This window comes from Fontimonas sp. FW305-C-3 (assembly GCF_058783185.1).
Genome location: NZ_JBYSYK010000001.1, coordinates 427,988 through 444,186, shown reverse-complemented (window position 1 = coordinate 444,186; position 16,199 = coordinate 427,988). Strand labels below are relative to the sequence as shown.

Here is a 16,199-nt window from a genome sequence, read left to right as displayed (position 1 = left end):
CGGCGACGGGGTTCAGGCCGCCGCGACAACAATGCCGCTGGGCGTTGCCGGCCGCGCCGGCCGCGGCGCCTCGACGTCGGCACTGATCACCTCGGCAACCTTGCCGTCCGGCGTAATGGCCGGGAACAGGCGCTTGAGCCGATTGACCGGCCGCTCGATCAGGCGCCTCGACAGTTCGGCGGCGACGATGCTCAAGCCCATGCCAAGCACCTCGGTCCAGATGCCATGTGGCAGATGCAGCATCTGCGCGACCGTGCGGACGACGGTGATCACCTGATCCTGGAACAGATACAGCGCCAGGCTGATCTCGGCCATGTAGATCAACGGCCGGATGCTCAGCGCGCGCCGCGCGAAGTTCAGCTGGCCGCTGCGGAGCAGGCCGATGATGCCCATCGCCAGCAGCGACGCGAAGAACACGTTCCTGGTCCAGTCGCCGTAGGTGATGATGTCGCTGTAGTTCTGCACGGCACCGCTCAGGTAGCCGGTCACGATGTACTCGCCGCAGACATACAGCCCCGCGACAAACGCGACGGCATACATCCACACCACGCCGCGGCGGAAAGCCTCGCTGCGCTTGGGCAGGCTCTCCTGGATGATCGCCAGCGCGCTACCCAGCGCGAAGCCGTCGCCGCGGGTCAGCAGCAGGTTCAGCTGATAACCGGCATCGCGCATCGCGAAGCCGGTTATCACCAGCGCCACGCAGACGGCGAGCATGACGGCGCGGCGCCCTCTGGCCAGCATGATCAGCGCCGGCCACAGGATGTAGTACTGCTCCTCGACCGCCAACGACCAGGTCGGGCGGAACCACAGCGCGTAGTCGTACAGGTAGTCGTTGCTGCCGAGCTGCGAATAGCCCTCTGTGAACTGCAGGAAGAAGATGCCCTTCCACCAGGTCATGTCCGTATACAGCTCGGGCTGACGCAGCTCGAAGGCCACGCCGAGCAGGTAGGCCGAAGCCAGCGCGAGGAAGTACACCGGCCAGATACGCAGGGTGCGGCGTGCGAGGAAATTGCGGATCGCGATCGGTTGCGACAGGTCGATGCGCAGCAGGATCGTCGTGATCAGGAAGCCGGAGAGGCAGAAGAAGCCCTCCATGACCAGCCAGGCCGAGAACAGCGGCGTCGGGAACGCGTGATGCAGCAGGACGATGCACGCAGCGAGCCCGCGCAAGCCATCCAGCTCGGAAATTCGAGAATGCTTCATCCGCCCCGTCCACCCCAGTCCCAGGGTTTACTGTGCCGGGCGGATCAGGCGCCGAAGGACAGCCGATTCAGCAGGGAACTGTCGGAGCGAAGCCCTTCACGTGTCAGCGTTTCTCGATCGCCCCGGCAGGCCTGAAGGTTTCGCAAGACTCGTGCTGGAAACCGCCCATCGCCGCCGGCGCGAAAATTGCGCAGGCGGCGGCTAGCGGATGTTGGGCATCTGTTCCGGCAACTCGTCCGGCACTTCGAGCGGCACGACGATCATCGGCCGGCCGAGCTTGGCCATGCGCTGCTGCACGGCGATCGGCATCTGGTTGTGCAGCCAGCGCGTCATCAGCGTCTCATGGCTGAAGACCAGGTGGCTGGCGAACACGGTGGCCCTGGGGAAATCCTCCAGCACGCGCGGCAGCAGGCCCATCAGCTCGCCGAGCGGATCACCGCCGTAGGCCTGGTAGGTCTTCGAGCGCAGGCCAAGGCTCGCGCTGTAGCTGCTGAAGTAGTTCAGCGAATTCTCGATGCGCGCCTGCAGGCTCTTCAGATTGCGCGCGCTGTTGAAGGCTTCCTTGTCGACTTCGCCGATCGATACAAACACGAAGTTGCCGAAGCGGCCGGGGAAATGCTCCAGCACCCATTGCATCGCCTGCATGCCGGCACCGCGGCTGTTGCCCATCAGCATGACCGCCGTTTCCAGCTCGGCGTCGGTCGGCAGCGCGCGGAGGTCCGGGTCCCAGTCCTGTTTCTGCGTATAGGTCTGGTCGATGCGCTGCATCTGCAGGCGCACGCCTTCGTAGTGGCGGTGGATCAACAGGCAGATGCCGGCCACGCCGCTGGTGATCAGTACCGTGATCCAGCCGCCGAGCATCAACTTCTCGACCAGGATCACGACGAGAATCGCGGCACAGACGACGAAGCCGAGTGCGGCCATCGCGAACTTGCCTTTCCAGAAGCGCTGGAAGCGCCGCTGATCCCACCAGTGCCGGCACAGGCCGAACAGCGACAGCGAGAACGTCAGGAACACGTTGATCGAGTACAGCACGACGAGCAGGCCGACCTTGCCGCGCGTCAGCAGCAGCACCAGCAGCGCCGAGATGCCCATGAGCAGCACGCCGTTCTGGGTGACCATGCGGCTCGACAGCTGGCGGAACTGGCGCGGCACCCAGTGATCGGCCGCCATCGAGGCGAGCACCGAGGGGCCACCGAGAAAGCCGGTGTTGGCGGCGACCAGCAGCAGGCCGGCCTCCAGCAGCAGCACGGTCCACAACGCGGTCTCGGCGGTCTCCGCGCTCCACGGCAGGGTCTGCAGGATGCTGCGGAACGTCACCGCATTGAGCGTCTGCCCGTGCACATGCTGAACGTCCCACAGCAGATACAGCAGGATGATGCCGCCGGCCGTCACCGCCAGCGACAACGCCATGTAAGCCATCGTCAGATGGCCGGTGCGCACGCGCGGCTCGGCGAGCATGTTGACGTTGTTGGAGACCGCCTCGATGCCGGTATAGGTGCCGGCGCCGACCGAATAGGCGCGCAGGAACAGCGCGACGACGAACATCCAGCCGGTTTCCTGCGACAGCTGCGTGGTCTCGGCCCAGGTCACCGCGAACAGCCCTTTGACTTCGGCCGCATGGAAATGGATGCCGTAGACGATCAGGCCGATGTGGGTGATGAAGAAACCCAGGAAGATCGGCGCCAGCACCGTGATCGACTCCTTCATGCCGCGCAGGTTGAGCGTGATCAGCAATGCGATCACGCCGACCTCGGCGTAGAGCTTGAAGCCGAGGGCGCCCGGCGACAGCAGGCTGAACAGGGCATCCATGCCGCTGGCGACCGAGATGGCAATGGTCAGCACGTAGTCGACGATCAGCGCCGAGCCCGACACCAGGCCGGCATGCGGGCCGATCAGCTGGGTAGCCGCCTTGTAGCCGCCGCCGCCGGACGGGAACAGCTCGATGACCTGGTTGTAGGCCAGCGAGATGATGAAGACGGTGACGGCGGTGGCGAGTGCCAGATACAGCGCGATGTGGCGATACTCGCCGAGCGCGAGGAAGGCCTCTTCCGGGCCGTAGCAGGACGACGACAGGCCGTCCGCGCCCAGGCCGATCCAGGCCAGGAATGCGACCAGGACCAGGTGCTGGCGGGTCTTCGGGTCGAAAGGATCGAGCTTCTTGCCCAGAACCAGGCGCCGAACCCCCTGCAAAACGCTCATTCCGGCGATTCCCCAGAGACCGAAGGCGCGGATTTTAGGCCTGTCCCGCGCACGCTGCACTGTCATCCGGGCGTAAAAATCGCCTAAAAAATGCGCAATAGCAGGCACTCGCGTACAATCCCGCGCCCTTTTGCCCCGCGCTGCCAACCGGCACCGCAAACCCAGACGTCACCTCACCCTGGCGACGCCAAACGCGGTATTCCCATGAGCATCCAGAACCTTCGCAACATCGCCATCATCGCCCACGTCGACCACGGCAAGACGACCCTCGTCGACAAGCTGCTGCGTCAGTCGCAGACCCTTGAAGCTCGCGAGCAGCTCGGCGAACGCATCATGGACTCCAACGACCTGGAGCGTGAGCGCGGCATTACGATCCTGGCCAAGAACACCGCGATCCGCTGGCTCGACAAGCGCACCGACACCGAATACCGCATCAACATCGTCGACACCCCGGGACACGCTGACTTCGGCGGCGAAGTCGAGCGCGTGCTGTCGATGGTCGACTGCGTCTGCCTGCTGGTCGATGCCGTCGACGGCCCGATGCCGCAGACCCGCTTCGTGACCCAGAAGGCGTTCGGCATGGGCCTCAAGCCGATCGTCGTCGTCAACAAGATCGACCGTCCGGGCTCGCGTCCGAACTGGGTCATCGACCAGGTCTTCGATCTGTTCGACAAGCTCGGCGCGACTGACGAGCAGCTCGACTTCCCGTTCATCTACGCCAGCGCGCTCAACGGCTACGCCGGCGACAGCCCGGACATCCGCGAAGGCAACATGGACCCGCTGTTCCAGGCCATCATCGACAAGGTGCCGGTGCCGGACGTCCATCCTGAACAGCCGTTCCAGATGCAGATCACGTCGCTGGCCTATTCGAGCTACGTCGGCGTCATCGGCACCGGCCGCGTCAAGCGCGGCAAGATCAAGACCAACATGCCGGTGTCGGTCGTCGACCGCGAAGGCAAGGTCCGCATGGGCCGCGTGCTGCAGGTGCTCAGCTTCATGGGCCTCGACAAGGTCGAAGTGGCCGAAGCCGAAGCCGGCGACATCATCGCGATCACCGGCGTCGAAGACCTCGGCATTTCCGAGACCGTCTGCGACGCCAAGGTGCCGGAACAGCTGCCGACGCTGCAGGTCGACGAGCCGACGATGAGCATGATCTTCGAGGTCAACAAGTCGCCGTTCGCGGGCAAGGAAGGCAAGTTCGTCACCTCGCGCCAGATCGGCGATCGCCTGCAGCGCGAGCTGAAGACCAACGTCGCGCTGCGCGTCGAACCGATGAGCACCGGCGACCAGTTCCGCGTCTCCGGTCGCGGTCTTCTGCACCTCGGCATCCTGCTCGAAAACATGCGTCGCGAAGGCTATGAAATCGCCGTGTCGCGTCCGCAGGTCATCCTCAAGGAGATCGACGGCGAGATGTGCGAGCCGTACGAAACCCTTGTCGCCGACGTTGAAGAAGGCAACCAGGGCGGCGTCATCCAGGGCCTCGCCGAACGCGGCGGCAAGATGCAGAACATGGTGCCGGACGGCCGCGGTCGCGTGCGTCTCGAGTACATGATCCCGTCGCGCGGCCTGATCGGCTTCCAGACCCAGTTCATGACGATGACCTCGGGCACCGGCCTGATCTTCCACAACTTCGACCACTTCGGCCCGAAGTCGGAAGCGACCGGCATCGGCGAGCGTCGCAACGGCGTCATGATCTCCAACGAACAGGGCAAGGTCCTCGCCTACGCACTGTTCAACCTGCAGGAGCGCGGCCGCATGATGGCCGAGCCCAGCGACGAGGTGTATGAAGGCCAGATCGTCGGCATCCACTCGCGCGACAACGACCTCGTCGTCAACGCGCTGAAGGGCAAGAAGCTGACCAACATGCGTGCGTCGGGTTCGGACGAAAACGTGATCCTCGTTCCGGCGGTGAAGTTCGCGCTGGAACCGGCGCTGGAGTTCATCAACAACGACGAACTCGTCGAACTGACGCCGACCTCGATCCGCATCCGCAAGAAGTTCCTCAAGGAGCACGAGCGCAAGCGTTCGGATCGCGATTGATCCTTCATCGCCCGCGCAAGCGGGGATGAATGTTGCAAAACCGCAGCCGCCGCCGAGGGAACTCGCCGGCGGCTGCGGCAGTCATGACGACCACAAATCGAAGAAAGCGAGAGTCCGAGCATGAGCCTGTTTGAACCGCTGACCCTGCGCGGCGTGACGCTGAAGAACCGCATCGCGGTGTCGCCGATGTGCCAGTACTCGGCCACCGACGGCAAGGCCAACACCTGGCATCTGGTGCATCTGGGCAGCCGCTCGGTCGGCGGTGCCGGCCTGGTGATGGCGGAGGCCAGCGCGATCACGCCGGAGGGCCGCATCTCGCCGGCCGACACCGGCATCTGGAACGATGCTCACGTGCAGAGCTGGAAGCCGGTCGTCGGTTTTCTTCACCACACCGGCACGGTCGCCGGCATCCAGCTCGCGCATGCGGGACGCAAGGCGAGCACGACCGAACCCTGGAACGGCAACCACGCGCTCGACCCGGACAAGCGCGGCTGGCGTCCGCTGCTCGCACCGTCGGCGATCGAGTTCAGCGAGCAGAGCCCGCTGCCCAAGGCGATGGACCGCGCGGCAATCGACAAGCTCGTCGAGGATTTTGCCGCCGCCGCCAGGCGCGCCCAGGCCGCTGGCTTCGAGGTCATCGAGCTGCATGCGGCGCACGGCTATCTGCTGCATTCGTTCCTGTCGCCGATCTCGAACCAGCGTACCGACGACTACGGCGGCAGCTTCGAGAACCGTATCCGCCTGCTGCGCCGCGTGATTGCCGCGGTCCGCAAGGCCTGGCCGGACAACTTGCCGCTGTTCCTGCGCATTTCGGCGACCGACTGGGCCGAGCCCGGCGTTGCCGCCTGGGACCTCGAACAATCCTGCGCGCTGGTCGAGGCGATCAGGAACGACGGGGTCGATCTGATCGACGTCTCGTCCGGCGGCTCGCTGCCGAAAGCGCAGATTCCGATCGGCCCGGGCTTCCAGACGCCGTTCGCCGCGGCCATCCGTCAGCGCACCGGCATGCCGACCTCCGCCGTCGGCCTCATCACGACGCCGCAGCAGGCCGATCACATCATCCGCACCGGCCAGGCCGATGTCGTGATGCTCGCCCGCGAGATGCTGCGCGATCCTTACTGGCCGCGCCGCGCCGCCGAAGCGCTGAAGGTCAAGATCGAGCCGCCGGTCCAGTACGGACGCGCCTGGTAGCGCCCCTACCGGCCGGCACCTGCGGCTGACGCCGGGCGGGCATTTTTCCTACACGCGGAAGAGCGAGCGTCCTAATCAGGCCGGGCGGCCCGCGGCCGTAACAGGGACATGAGCACGAACTACCTTCCCGCCCTGGCCTCGCATGCCCGTTTCAGCGAGTGGATCGAAAACAACGAGCAGCTGCTCGCCAGCTATCTGCTGCAGCAGCCGCAGGACGGCGAGCTGGCGGGGGTCTTCCTGAGCCGCGACGGCAACGGCGAGTTCCTGATCCGCGTCTGCCAAGGCCCGGACGATCGCTTCATGCGTTGGGAGGACCAGCGCCGCTGCCGTTCGCGCTTCGGTCGCGCCTATGCCGAGGCGCTGGTCCAGGCGATGCTGACGCGCCTCGAGACGCAGCATTGGCAGCTGGAGTGGAGCGCGCGACAGGCGCCGCCCGCCGCGCCGCCGTTTGCGCAGCCGCGGCTGGAGATGGTCTGAACCCAGGCGCTGTTGCCGCCCGTGTGCCGGGGCGCGGAAAGCTTCAGAATCCGCTGACCTATGGACGAACCGAATCTGCAACAGCGCCGCATCGCGGTTCCGGAAACGCGCGAGCTCGATGTCTTCGCGGCATTGCTCGAACGGCGCGGCGCCGAAGTGCTGCGCTGCCCGCTCGTCGCGATCCTCGATGCGCCGAATCCGCAGCCGGTGCTGGCCTGGATTCGCGCCTTCAACGCCGGCAGCTGCGACGACCTGATCCTGTTGACCGGCGAGGGCCTGCGCCGGCTCGTCGCCTGCATCGACCGTCATGAGGCGGCGCTGCGTGCGGGCTTCGTCGAGCGACTGTCGCAGGTCCGCACGATCGTCCGCGGCCCCAAGCCGGGACGCGCGCTGCGCGAGCTGGGGCTGAAGCCGACGCTGCTGGCCGCCGAGCCGACGACCGCCGGCGTCATCGCGACGCTGCAGACACTGGACCTGCAAGGCCGTCGCGTGGGCGTGCAGCTCTACGGCCAGGTGCAAAACGAACCCTTGCAGGCCGCGCTGCGCGCGGCCGGTGCGACGCTGCAGATCGTCGCGCCGTACGTCTATGCCGATGCGGTCGACACCGCGCGCGTTATCGATCTCATCGATCAACTCGATCGGGGCACGCTGCATGCCATCGCATTCACCAGCATGGCGCAGGTCGATCGCCTGTTTCGCGTCGCCCGCGATGCCGAACGCGAAGCCGCGCTGCTGCGCGGTCTGCAGCGCAGCGTCGTCGCCGCGGTCGGCCCGGTGGTTGCCGACGCGCTCGCGGCGTACGGCGTCAGCGTCCAGGCGATGCCGGACGGCGATTACTTCATGAAACCGCTGATGCGTGCGCTCGGCGAAGCACTGGCATCGCCGACGTAGGATGGGCCGCCAGGCCCATCATCTGCCGCAAGAGCGCGACGATGGGCCTGACGGCCTATCCTACGAAGCTGGCCGTCGCCTTGCCGCGATGCGAAACCCGGGTTGCACCCGGGCGACGTCAAGGCGCTGAAACGAAAAGCGGCCCTTCCGGGCCGCTTCGCGATACTTGGTGTGACGCTCAGTGCTTGGCCGCTGCCAGCAAGCGGCGCAAGCGCATGTTGATCAGCTCGACGACCAGCGAGAAGCCCATCGCGAAATAGATGTAGGCCTTCTCGATGTGATAGTCGAGGCTCTCGCCGACGAGGAACACGCCGATCAGCACGAGGAAGGACAGCGCCAGAATCTTGATGCTCGGGTTGCGCTCGACGAACGCGCCGACCGGGCCGGCGAAGAACATCATCACGCCGACCGCGAGCATGATCGCGGCGACCATCACCGGGATGTTGTTGGTCATGCCGATCGCGGTGATCACCGAGTCGAGCGAGAAGACGATGTCGATCACCATGATCTGCACGATGATCGAGAAGAAGCTGACCGCCGCCTTGGCAACGATGCCGTCCTTGCCCTGGTCAACTTCTTCCTTGACGGCCGCTGCATGGGCGAGCGACTCGCGGATTTCGCTGGCGCTCTTCCAGATCAGGAACAGGCCGCCGAGGCCGAGCACCAGATCGCGGCCGGAGATGCCCATGCCGAGCACGGAGAACAGATCGGTGGTCAGGCTCGCGAGCCAGGCCAGAGACAACAGCAGACCGATGCGCATCAGGCAGGCCGCCGCGAGGCCGATCGTGCGAGCCTTGGCGCGCTGATGCACCGGCAGCTTGTTGGCCATGATCGACAGGAAAATGATGTTGTCGATGCCGAGCACGATTTCCAGCGCGGCCAGCGTGAAAAGGGCAATCCAGAGGTCGATATTCAGCAGGGCTTCCACGCGATGCTCACCGATCAGACAGGGGGCCGCATTCTATTCGATAGTCCTTGCGCCCTGCCGGAGCACCCAAAAAGACGCCGCCCGAAGGCGGCGCGATAGTGACTGCGGACAGAGACTTAGAGGGTTTTCATGTACTCGATCAGCGCCTTGCGCTCCTGCTCGGTCAGCGCGTCGGTGAAGGTGTGCCCGCCCTTGCCGTTGCCCAGCGTGCGGGTGTCGTAGACCAGGCGCTTGTCGACCGAACCGGGCACCGGGTCCGGAATGTTGACGAGGCCGGTCCAGCTGACGGCACCGTTGAGGAAGTTCTGCACCATCTGCGTCAGCGACGGGCCCTGCTCGTTGAGCGGATTGCAGTTGTTGAGCGCACTGCCCGGAATGTCGGTGCAACTCAGCACGTCATGCTTCCAGCCGACACGGACGGGATCGTAAGCCGAGCCGAAACGCTGGTCGAAGCCGACGACGCCATCCTTCTGCTGCAGCTGGCGACGCCAGATCGCCGGACGCTCGGCGGAGTCGAGCACCTGCTCCAGCGTGGGGATCGACCCATTGTGGAAGTACGGCGCAGTCGCCCAGACGCCATACAACGGCGGCGCCTGATAACCGATCACTTCCTTCTGCCAGCCGCAGACGCCCTCGGGGCGCAGTGCCACCGGCAGCATGTCGTCGAGCAGTTCGGTGACCGGGTCCTTGTCGCCGGGTGCGGTCCAGCCGTCGACGTTGTCGGTGTAGCCCCAGAACGTCGAATCCCAGCGCTCGCGCAGCGTCGGCGTCAGCATGTCGGAACGCGCAGTGTCGGTGCCGATGACCGCCAGCGGCGAGATGTGCCCGGCCACGCCTTCCAGCGCTGGCGTTTCCAGATAGCGGCTGTCCTTCACGTAACGCGGCGAATACGCGCCGTGGCAGCTGGCGCAGGAGCCGTTGCCGCCAAGCGGCTGCGGCGCCTCGGCATTGGCGTCCTCGGCCCACAGATCCTTGGTGTGGAACAGGATCGCGCCCTGTTCGGCCAGCGCGGTATCGATGGGCAGCGGATAGGCCGGCGATTCGAGCGACAGGAAGAAGGCTTCGAGATCCTGGTCGTACTGCTCGATGCGGTTGCGGTAGTAATCGCCCGACGGGCTGAACAGCTCCGCCGCTTCACCCGGACCAGCCGCCATGATGATGCGCGTCGAGTCGTTCGAGACGCCGGCATCGAAGAACTTGCGCGGCCGCGAACCCATGTTCCACCAGGGCGGTGTGTCCTGCGTGTGCGCGAGCGGATGCGCGACATCCAGCGGCCCGGTCGCCTCGACGATCGTCTTCAGCGGATTCGGATTGAGGCCGAGCGAATCGAGATCGAGCACCGTGATGAGGAATTCGAAGGCGCCGACCGCGTTGTTCTGGCCACGCTGCTTGATGCCGATGTTGAACAGCGCGTCGATCGACAGCGCCGGCAGCAGCGCGGCGGCCGGCGTGCCGGCGAACGGCGAGCTGTCCTGGCCGGAGATGACGACGTCGTAGTTGTTATTGCCGAGGCCGAGGTTCTTCGCGGTCAGCAGATTCTCGCCGCCGGCCGGATCGCCGATCTGGCCGCCATGGCACTGGAAGCACGCGGCGGTGCCGATCTTGCCGGTCCAGCGGCCGTTGTCGTCCTTGAGCTGGCGCAGGCCCAGCGGCAGCTGGCCGGAACCGCCGTTCTTCGCATTCGGATCTTCGCCGGGCAGCGGATAAGGGTTGTCGAACGGCGCGTGATTCAGGCCGTAGCGCAGCGTGTACAGCTCGTCGAAATTCTCGGGCCGGCCCGGCAGGCCCCACTTCTGCCAGGCGTTGTTGTGGCTTTCCGCCGAGCTGTTGCCCGCCGGCAGTTCGTCCAGCAGGAAGGCGAAGCCGCGATCGCGCCGCGTGCGGTACTCGCCGCAGGTCTTGGCCTGCTGCTCGGCGGCGTCCATGTTGACGTGGCAGTCCTGCCACCAGGCGTTGTAGTAGACCGCACGATCGGCAGCGACCAAGCCCGGCTGGATCAGCGAGCGCGGATCCGGCGGCAGCTGCGCATCGTCGGCCTTGCCTTCGCAGTAGCTCGCCCAGACGTGCTTCGCGTGCTTGCTGCCGAGCAGCGGCTCTTCCTGGGTGGTCGGCCCGCCACCGGCACCGGCGAGACAGCCGTCCGGATTCTCGAAGCACTTCAGCAGCGTGGCCATGTCGTTGTAAGGGCTTGAGCCCTGCGCCCACGGCTGGCCGCCGCTGTGCGGCAGCTCCTGGCCCGAGGCCATCAGCAGGATGCGCGAGGTCGGGTTGTTGCCGCCCAGCGCTTCCCACGAGGCCTTCAGCGGCGCGAAGTCGTTGCCTTCGAGCGGCGCCAGCATGAACAGCCGGCCGTCTTCGACATCGGCGACGCCGCCCGGGATATGGCAGGTGCGGCAGAACGCCAGCCGCGGTTCGATGCGCTTGTCGTAGAAGTCGCTGACGCTGGAGAAGCTGCCGCCGCTGGTGCCGGGCCCGTTGCCGCCACCCGCCGCGCCGCCGTCGTATTCGCCCGCGCAAGCCGTCAGCAGCAGCGCCATGCCGGCGATCACTGCAAAACGGCACCTGGCAATGAAGATGCTTGGGCCCATCGGATTCTCCTCGAGCAACGTGCCTGGCGCCTGGACAAGGCGCGGCCGCCGCAATCTGTTTAATCAGCTGCTAAAGCTACGCGCACAAGGTCGCGCAATCCACTCGGATCGGCAGAGCGCCAGACCTCGCGCTCAATCCATTGATTGTTTGGAACAATCCGGGTATCCGCGGGGCGCCAGGCGGCGCCCCGCTCGCTTTGACTGCGATCCCGCCTTACAGCGTCTTCAGATACTCGATGATCGCGCGCCGCTCGTTGTCGTTGAGCACGCTGGTGAACTCGTGACCGGCGTTGTCCTGGCTGTAGTAGTTCGTGTTGTAGATCTTGCGCGCCTCGATCTGCTGCGTCGTCAGGATCGGCAGGTTCAGCAGATTCCAGGCCAGACCGCCGTTGGCCCAGACCAGACCGAGCAGATCCTGGACGTTGGCGCCGCCGGTCGGGCTGCACTCGATCAGCGGCAATGTGCCGACGCCGCAGGCGAGTTCCTCGTAGTTCCAGCCGACGTGTTCCGCGTCGTACCCGGTCTCGAGGCTGTAGTCGAAGCCGCGCACGCCGCCGATATCGCCCTGCATCGACAGACGCCGCCAGATCGGCTTGCGGTCCTCCGGCTTGAGCACTTCCCAGATGTTGGGCACCGCGCCGTTGTGGAAATACGGCGCCGTCGCCCAGACGCCGTACAGCGGCGGCGCGAGATAGCCGAGCTTGCGGTCGCCGCGCACGGCGCTGTCGTTCTGCGAACCGCAGATCGGCACGCCCTGCTCGTTCTTCGGACCGTCGTTGTAGGCGAACCAGTTCTGCCGCGCGTAGTTCGAGATCACCTGGCTGTGGCCATCGAGGCGCTTGCTGTCGGTGCCGATGATTTCGATCGGCGTGACGTACGCGGCAATGCCTTCGAGCAGCGGCGTCTGCAGATACGCCGGGTCGTTGACGTAGCGCGGCGAATACGCGCCATGGCAGCTCGCACAGGAGCCGTTGCCGCCTTCCGGACGTGCGACCGGATTGTCGAGGCCGGCGCCCCACAGGTCCTTCGCATGGAACAGCACGGCGCCGGCTTCGGCCAGCTGCGTGTTGATCGCGCCGAGTCTGGCTTCGGGCCAGGCCGGCGACTTCATCGACATCAGCCAGCTGTCGCCGTCCTGCTGATGATCGATGATCCATTGCTTGCCTTCGACGTTGTTCGGCGAAGCGACGTTGGGGAAGTGGAACGACAGCTCGATGCGCTTGCCGTCGGTCGGCATGCCGGCATCGAAGAACTTCATCGGACGGCTGCCGACGTTCCACCACACCGGCGGATCCTCGGTGCCGGTCGACGGCTGGGTCTGCACGGTCAGATAAGGGATCAGCGCATCGAACAGGGTCAGCGTGCCGAACAGCTGGAAGTTGGTGATGTTGCCGGTGCCGCGCACCTTGTTCTGCGAGATCACCGCGAGCACCGACTGCTGCGGCACGAGCATGCCGAGCTCGGTGAACATGACGGTGATGTCCGACAGCGAGTTGGTGCCGTACATCGGTCCCAGGTCTGCGCCGTCCACGGTATTGCCGACCGCGCCGCCGTGGCAGATGTTGCAGGTGACGCCGATGTTGCCGGTCCAGCTACCGTCCGGATTACGCAGCTGCGTCAGGCCGATCGGCAGCTGGCCGCTACCGCCGTTGGTGGCATTGGGGTCTTCGCCGGGCTGCGGATAGGGGTTCGCCACCTTGGGGATCGGCATGCCCCAGCGTTCGGCCACCAGCTGATCGAAGTTGTCCGGGCGGCTGTCCATGCGCCACACGCGATCCCACAGCTTGTTGTAGGTCTCCGCCGGGAAACCGAAACTTGGATCCGGCGAATCGCCGCCGAACATCGTGCCGGCACCGACCTCGCCGTTGGCTGCGATCAATCGATAACCGCGCTCGGAACGTGCGCGCAGTTCACCGCAGGTGCCCGGATGATTGTCTTCCTGGCAGGTCTTCCAGTAGGCGTTCATCAGCACCGCCTTGCCAGCATCGATGCCGGGCGCGACCAGCTCGCGCGGATCCTGCGGCACCGGCGTGTCGTCGGCCTTGCCCTCGCAGTAGTCGAACCAGTAATGGCCGGCACGCTTGCTGCCGAGCAACGGAAATTCCTGCGTGCCGGGGCCGCCGCCATCCGGCGTCGGTTGTGGCGCGGTGTTGGGATTGTCGTAGTTCTCGGCGCAGGCGGAGACCAGCAACGCCGCGGCGCTGATGCCGCTCAGCAGAATTTTTTTCATCGCCGTCTTCATGGTGATTCTTCCGTGAACTGTCGCAGTTAAGACGCCGTCACAGCGTCTTGAGATATTCGAGAATCGCGCGACGCTCGTTGTCGGTGAGCACCGCGGTGAATTCGTGGCCCTGGTTGCCCTGGCCGTACATCGTCGTGTTGTAGACCTTGCGCTGTTCGAGCTGCTCGTTGCGCGTCGCGCCAGCGCCGACGTACCAGAGGTACGGATTGCTGGAGTTGAGGATGTTCAGCAGCGCCTGGAAACTCGGGTCGTTCGGCTGGTTCGACGGATTGCAGTCGAAGTACGGTGTCGTGCCTTCGTCGCCGCAGCTCAGCGCGTCGTACTTCCAGCCGAGCCGCTGCTGGTCGTAGGCGCGCGCGAAGTTCGTGTCGAAGCCCATGACGACGCTGCCGATCTGGTCGAAGCGCGCCGGCGTCGACAGGCGGCGCCAGATCGTCTTGCGGTCTTCCGGCTTGAGCACTTCCCAGACGTTCGGCACCGAGCCGTTGTGGAAGTACGGCGCGCTGGCCCACACACCGTACAGCGGCGGCGCGAGATAGCCGGGCTCGCGGCCCTGGCGAATCTGCGCGCGGTTCTGCGTGCTGCAGTCGAGCTCCGGATCGGCGTTGATCGTTTCCGGATAGGCGAAGAAGTTGTCCTTGCCGTATTGCTCGGCGGCTTCGCTGTCGCTGTCGACACGCTTGGGATCGGTGCCGATCAGATTGCGCGGCACGATGTAGCTCGCCATGCCTTCCAGCTCCGGCGTTTCGAGATAGGCCGAATCCTTGACGTAGCGCGGCGCGTAGGCGCCGTGGCAGCTCGCGCAGGAGCCGTTGCCGCCCTCGGGTTTCGGTACCGGATTCGCAAGCTTGTCGGCCCACAGATCCTTGCTGTGGAACAGGATCGAACCCTGCTCGGCAAGCGCGGTGTCGACGCTCTTCGGCCAGGCCGGCGCCTTCAGCGAGCTGATGTAGGTATCGCCGGCGCGCACGTGCTGCCGGATCCAGTCGTAGCCTTCCGGCACGCCCTGGATGAAGAAGCCGAAGTCGGAACGCAGCGCGTCCATCGCGAGGAATCCGTCCTGAAACTTCACCGGACGATGTCCCATGTTCCACCAGGCTGGGGTATCGATCGATCCGCCGTTGGGTGCCAGTACGGCGAAGCCGAGGAAGTTCGGATTGAGCGGGCGGATATCGCCGGTCAGCAGGAAGACGATGATCTGCAGCGCGAGTGCGTTGTTGGTGCCGCGCGTCTTGCCGACGACGACCGGAACCTTCAGCGAGCTGGACGCCGCGCTGCCGCCGAGATCGACATCGATCTGGCCGAACTCGCTGAGGCTGTTGCTGCCGCCGAACACCGCGCCCAGGCCCGCGCCTTCATCGGCGTAGCCGACACCGCCACTATGGCAGACATGGCAATTGACGCCGATGTTGCCGGTCCAGCGGCCGCCGCTTTCGCGCAGCTGCGTGAGGCCCACCGGCAGCTGGCCGCTGCCGCCGTTCTTCGCATTCGGATCTTCGCCGGCCAGCGGGTATGGGTTGCGTGTCGCGCCCATCGCCATGCCGTAACGCTCTGCGGCGAGCAGATCGAAATTGTCCGGCCGCCCCGGCAGCCCCCAGCTTTCCCACAGCGCGTTGTATTTGGCCGCGCTGAAATTGCCGCTGGTGCCGTTGCCGCCGAAGTACCAGCCCGCGCCGATTGCACCGTCGCCCTTGACCAGGGTTTCGCCGCGTTGCCATTGATCGCGCAGCTCGCCGCAGGTCGTTGCCGCATCTTCCTCGCCGACCGGCACTTCCTCGCGATGACAGTCCTTCCAGTACGCATTGAAGTAGACCGCCCTGCCCGAGTTCACGCCGGACACGACCAGCGACCGCGGATCCGGCGGCAGCAGCGTGTCGTCGGGCTTGCCTTCGCAGAAATCGAACCAGGCGTGGCCGCCGCGCTTGCTGCCGAGCAGCGGCTCTTCCTGGGTGGTCGGTCCGCCGCCGGCACCGGCGAGACAGCCGTCCGGATTCTCGAAGCACTTCAGCAGCGTGGCCATGTCGTTGTAGGGGCTCGAGCCCTGCGCCCACGGCTGGCCGCCGCTGTGCGGCAGCTCCTGCCCCGAGGCCATCAGCAGGATGCGCGAGGTCGGGTTGTTGCCGCCCAGCGCTTCCCACGAAGCCTTCAGCGTCGCGAAGTCGTTGCCTTCGAGAGGTGCCAGCATGAACAGCCGGCCGTCTTCGACATCGGCGACGCCGCCCGGGATATGACAGGTGCGGCAGAACGCCAGCCGCGGTTCGATGCGCTTGTCGTAGAAGTCGCTGACGCTGGAGAAGCTGCCGCCGCTGGTGCCGGGCCCGTTGCCGCCACCCGCCGCGCCGCCGTCGTATTCGCCCGCGCAGCCTGCGACCAGCAGCGCCATGCCGGCGATCGCCCCCCATCCGCCGGCATGCTTCAAGATTGTCTTCATCCGCGT

At 65.7% G+C, this 16,199-nt stretch carries 10 protein-coding genes; 4 read left to right on the top strand and 6 right to left on the bottom strand.

Going from position 1 to position 16,199, the window contains the following annotated elements; all coding sequences use genetic code 11:
- Nucleotides 1-12 precede the first annotated feature (12 nt).
- Complete coding sequence (locus tag AC3WUF_RS02035; protein ID WP_492421910.1) at nucleotides 13-1,203, bottom strand: acyltransferase family protein; 1,191 nt, start codon at nucleotides 1,201-1,203, stop codon at nucleotides 13-15.
- 201 nt (nucleotides 1,204-1,404) lie between these two features.
- Nucleotides 1,405-3,405 (bottom strand): APC family permease, encoded by a 2,001-nt coding sequence (locus AC3WUF_RS02030; protein WP_492421908.1) that lies wholly within the window; start codon nucleotides 3,403-3,405, stop codon nucleotides 1,405-1,407.
- Nucleotides 3,406-3,609: 204 nt separating this feature from the next.
- Here AC3WUF_RS02030 and typA point away from each other — a divergent pair, with 204 nt between their 5' ends.
- The 4 genes from typA to AC3WUF_RS02010 all read left to right on the top strand — a co-directional run bounded on the left by typA (nucleotide 3,610) and on the right by AC3WUF_RS02010 (nucleotide 8,004).
- The gene (typA, locus tag AC3WUF_RS02025) at nucleotides 3,610-5,445 is read left to right on the top strand and encodes a translational GTPase TypA (protein ID WP_492421906.1); all 1,836 of its coding nucleotides are present in this window, start codon (nucleotides 3,610-3,612) and stop codon (nucleotides 5,443-5,445) included.
- Nucleotides 5,446-5,565: 120 nt separating this feature from the next.
- Nucleotides 5,566-6,636, top strand: coding sequence for an NADH:flavin oxidoreductase/NADH oxidase (locus AC3WUF_RS02020; RefSeq protein WP_492421904.1), 1,071 nt, complete (start codon nucleotides 5,566-5,568; stop codon nucleotides 6,634-6,636).
- Nucleotides 6,637-6,744: 108 nt separating this feature from the next.
- Nucleotides 6,745-7,113, top strand: coding sequence for a hypothetical protein (locus AC3WUF_RS02015; protein WP_492421902.1), 369 nt, complete (start codon nucleotides 6,745-6,747; stop codon nucleotides 7,111-7,113).
- Between the two features lie 60 nt (nucleotides 7,114-7,173).
- Nucleotides 7,174-8,004, top strand: a complete 831-nt coding sequence (locus tag AC3WUF_RS02010) for a uroporphyrinogen-III synthase (RefSeq protein ID WP_492421900.1) — start codon at nucleotides 7,174-7,176, stop codon at nucleotides 8,002-8,004.
- 178 nt (nucleotides 8,005-8,182) lie between these two features.
- On the opposite strand, the gene AC3WUF_RS02005 is transcribed toward AC3WUF_RS02010, so the two are convergent.
- The 4 genes from AC3WUF_RS02005 to AC3WUF_RS01990 form a co-directional block, all read right to left on the bottom strand.
- Nucleotides 8,183-8,932, bottom strand: coding sequence for a TerC family protein (locus tag AC3WUF_RS02005; RefSeq protein ID WP_492421898.1), 750 nt, complete (start codon nucleotides 8,930-8,932; stop codon nucleotides 8,183-8,185).
- A gap of 116 nt (nucleotides 8,933-9,048) precedes the next feature.
- Nucleotides 9,049-11,520: a putative rubber dioxygenase RoxC gene (gene roxC / locus AC3WUF_RS02000; protein WP_492421896.1), complete on the bottom strand. Its 2,472-nt coding sequence runs from the start codon at nucleotides 11,518-11,520 to the stop codon at nucleotides 9,049-9,051.
- 214 nt (nucleotides 11,521-11,734) lie between these two features.
- Nucleotides 11,735-13,750, bottom strand: coding sequence for a rubber dioxygenase RoxB (roxB, locus tag AC3WUF_RS01995; protein ID WP_492421894.1), 2,016 nt, complete (start codon nucleotides 13,748-13,750; stop codon nucleotides 11,735-11,737).
- A 49-nt stretch (nucleotides 13,751-13,799) separates the two neighbouring features.
- Nucleotides 13,800-16,193, bottom strand: coding sequence for a c-type cytochrome (locus tag AC3WUF_RS01990; RefSeq protein WP_492421892.1), 2,394 nt, complete (start codon nucleotides 16,191-16,193; stop codon nucleotides 13,800-13,802).
- Between the last annotated feature and the right edge of the window lie 6 nt (nucleotides 16,194-16,199).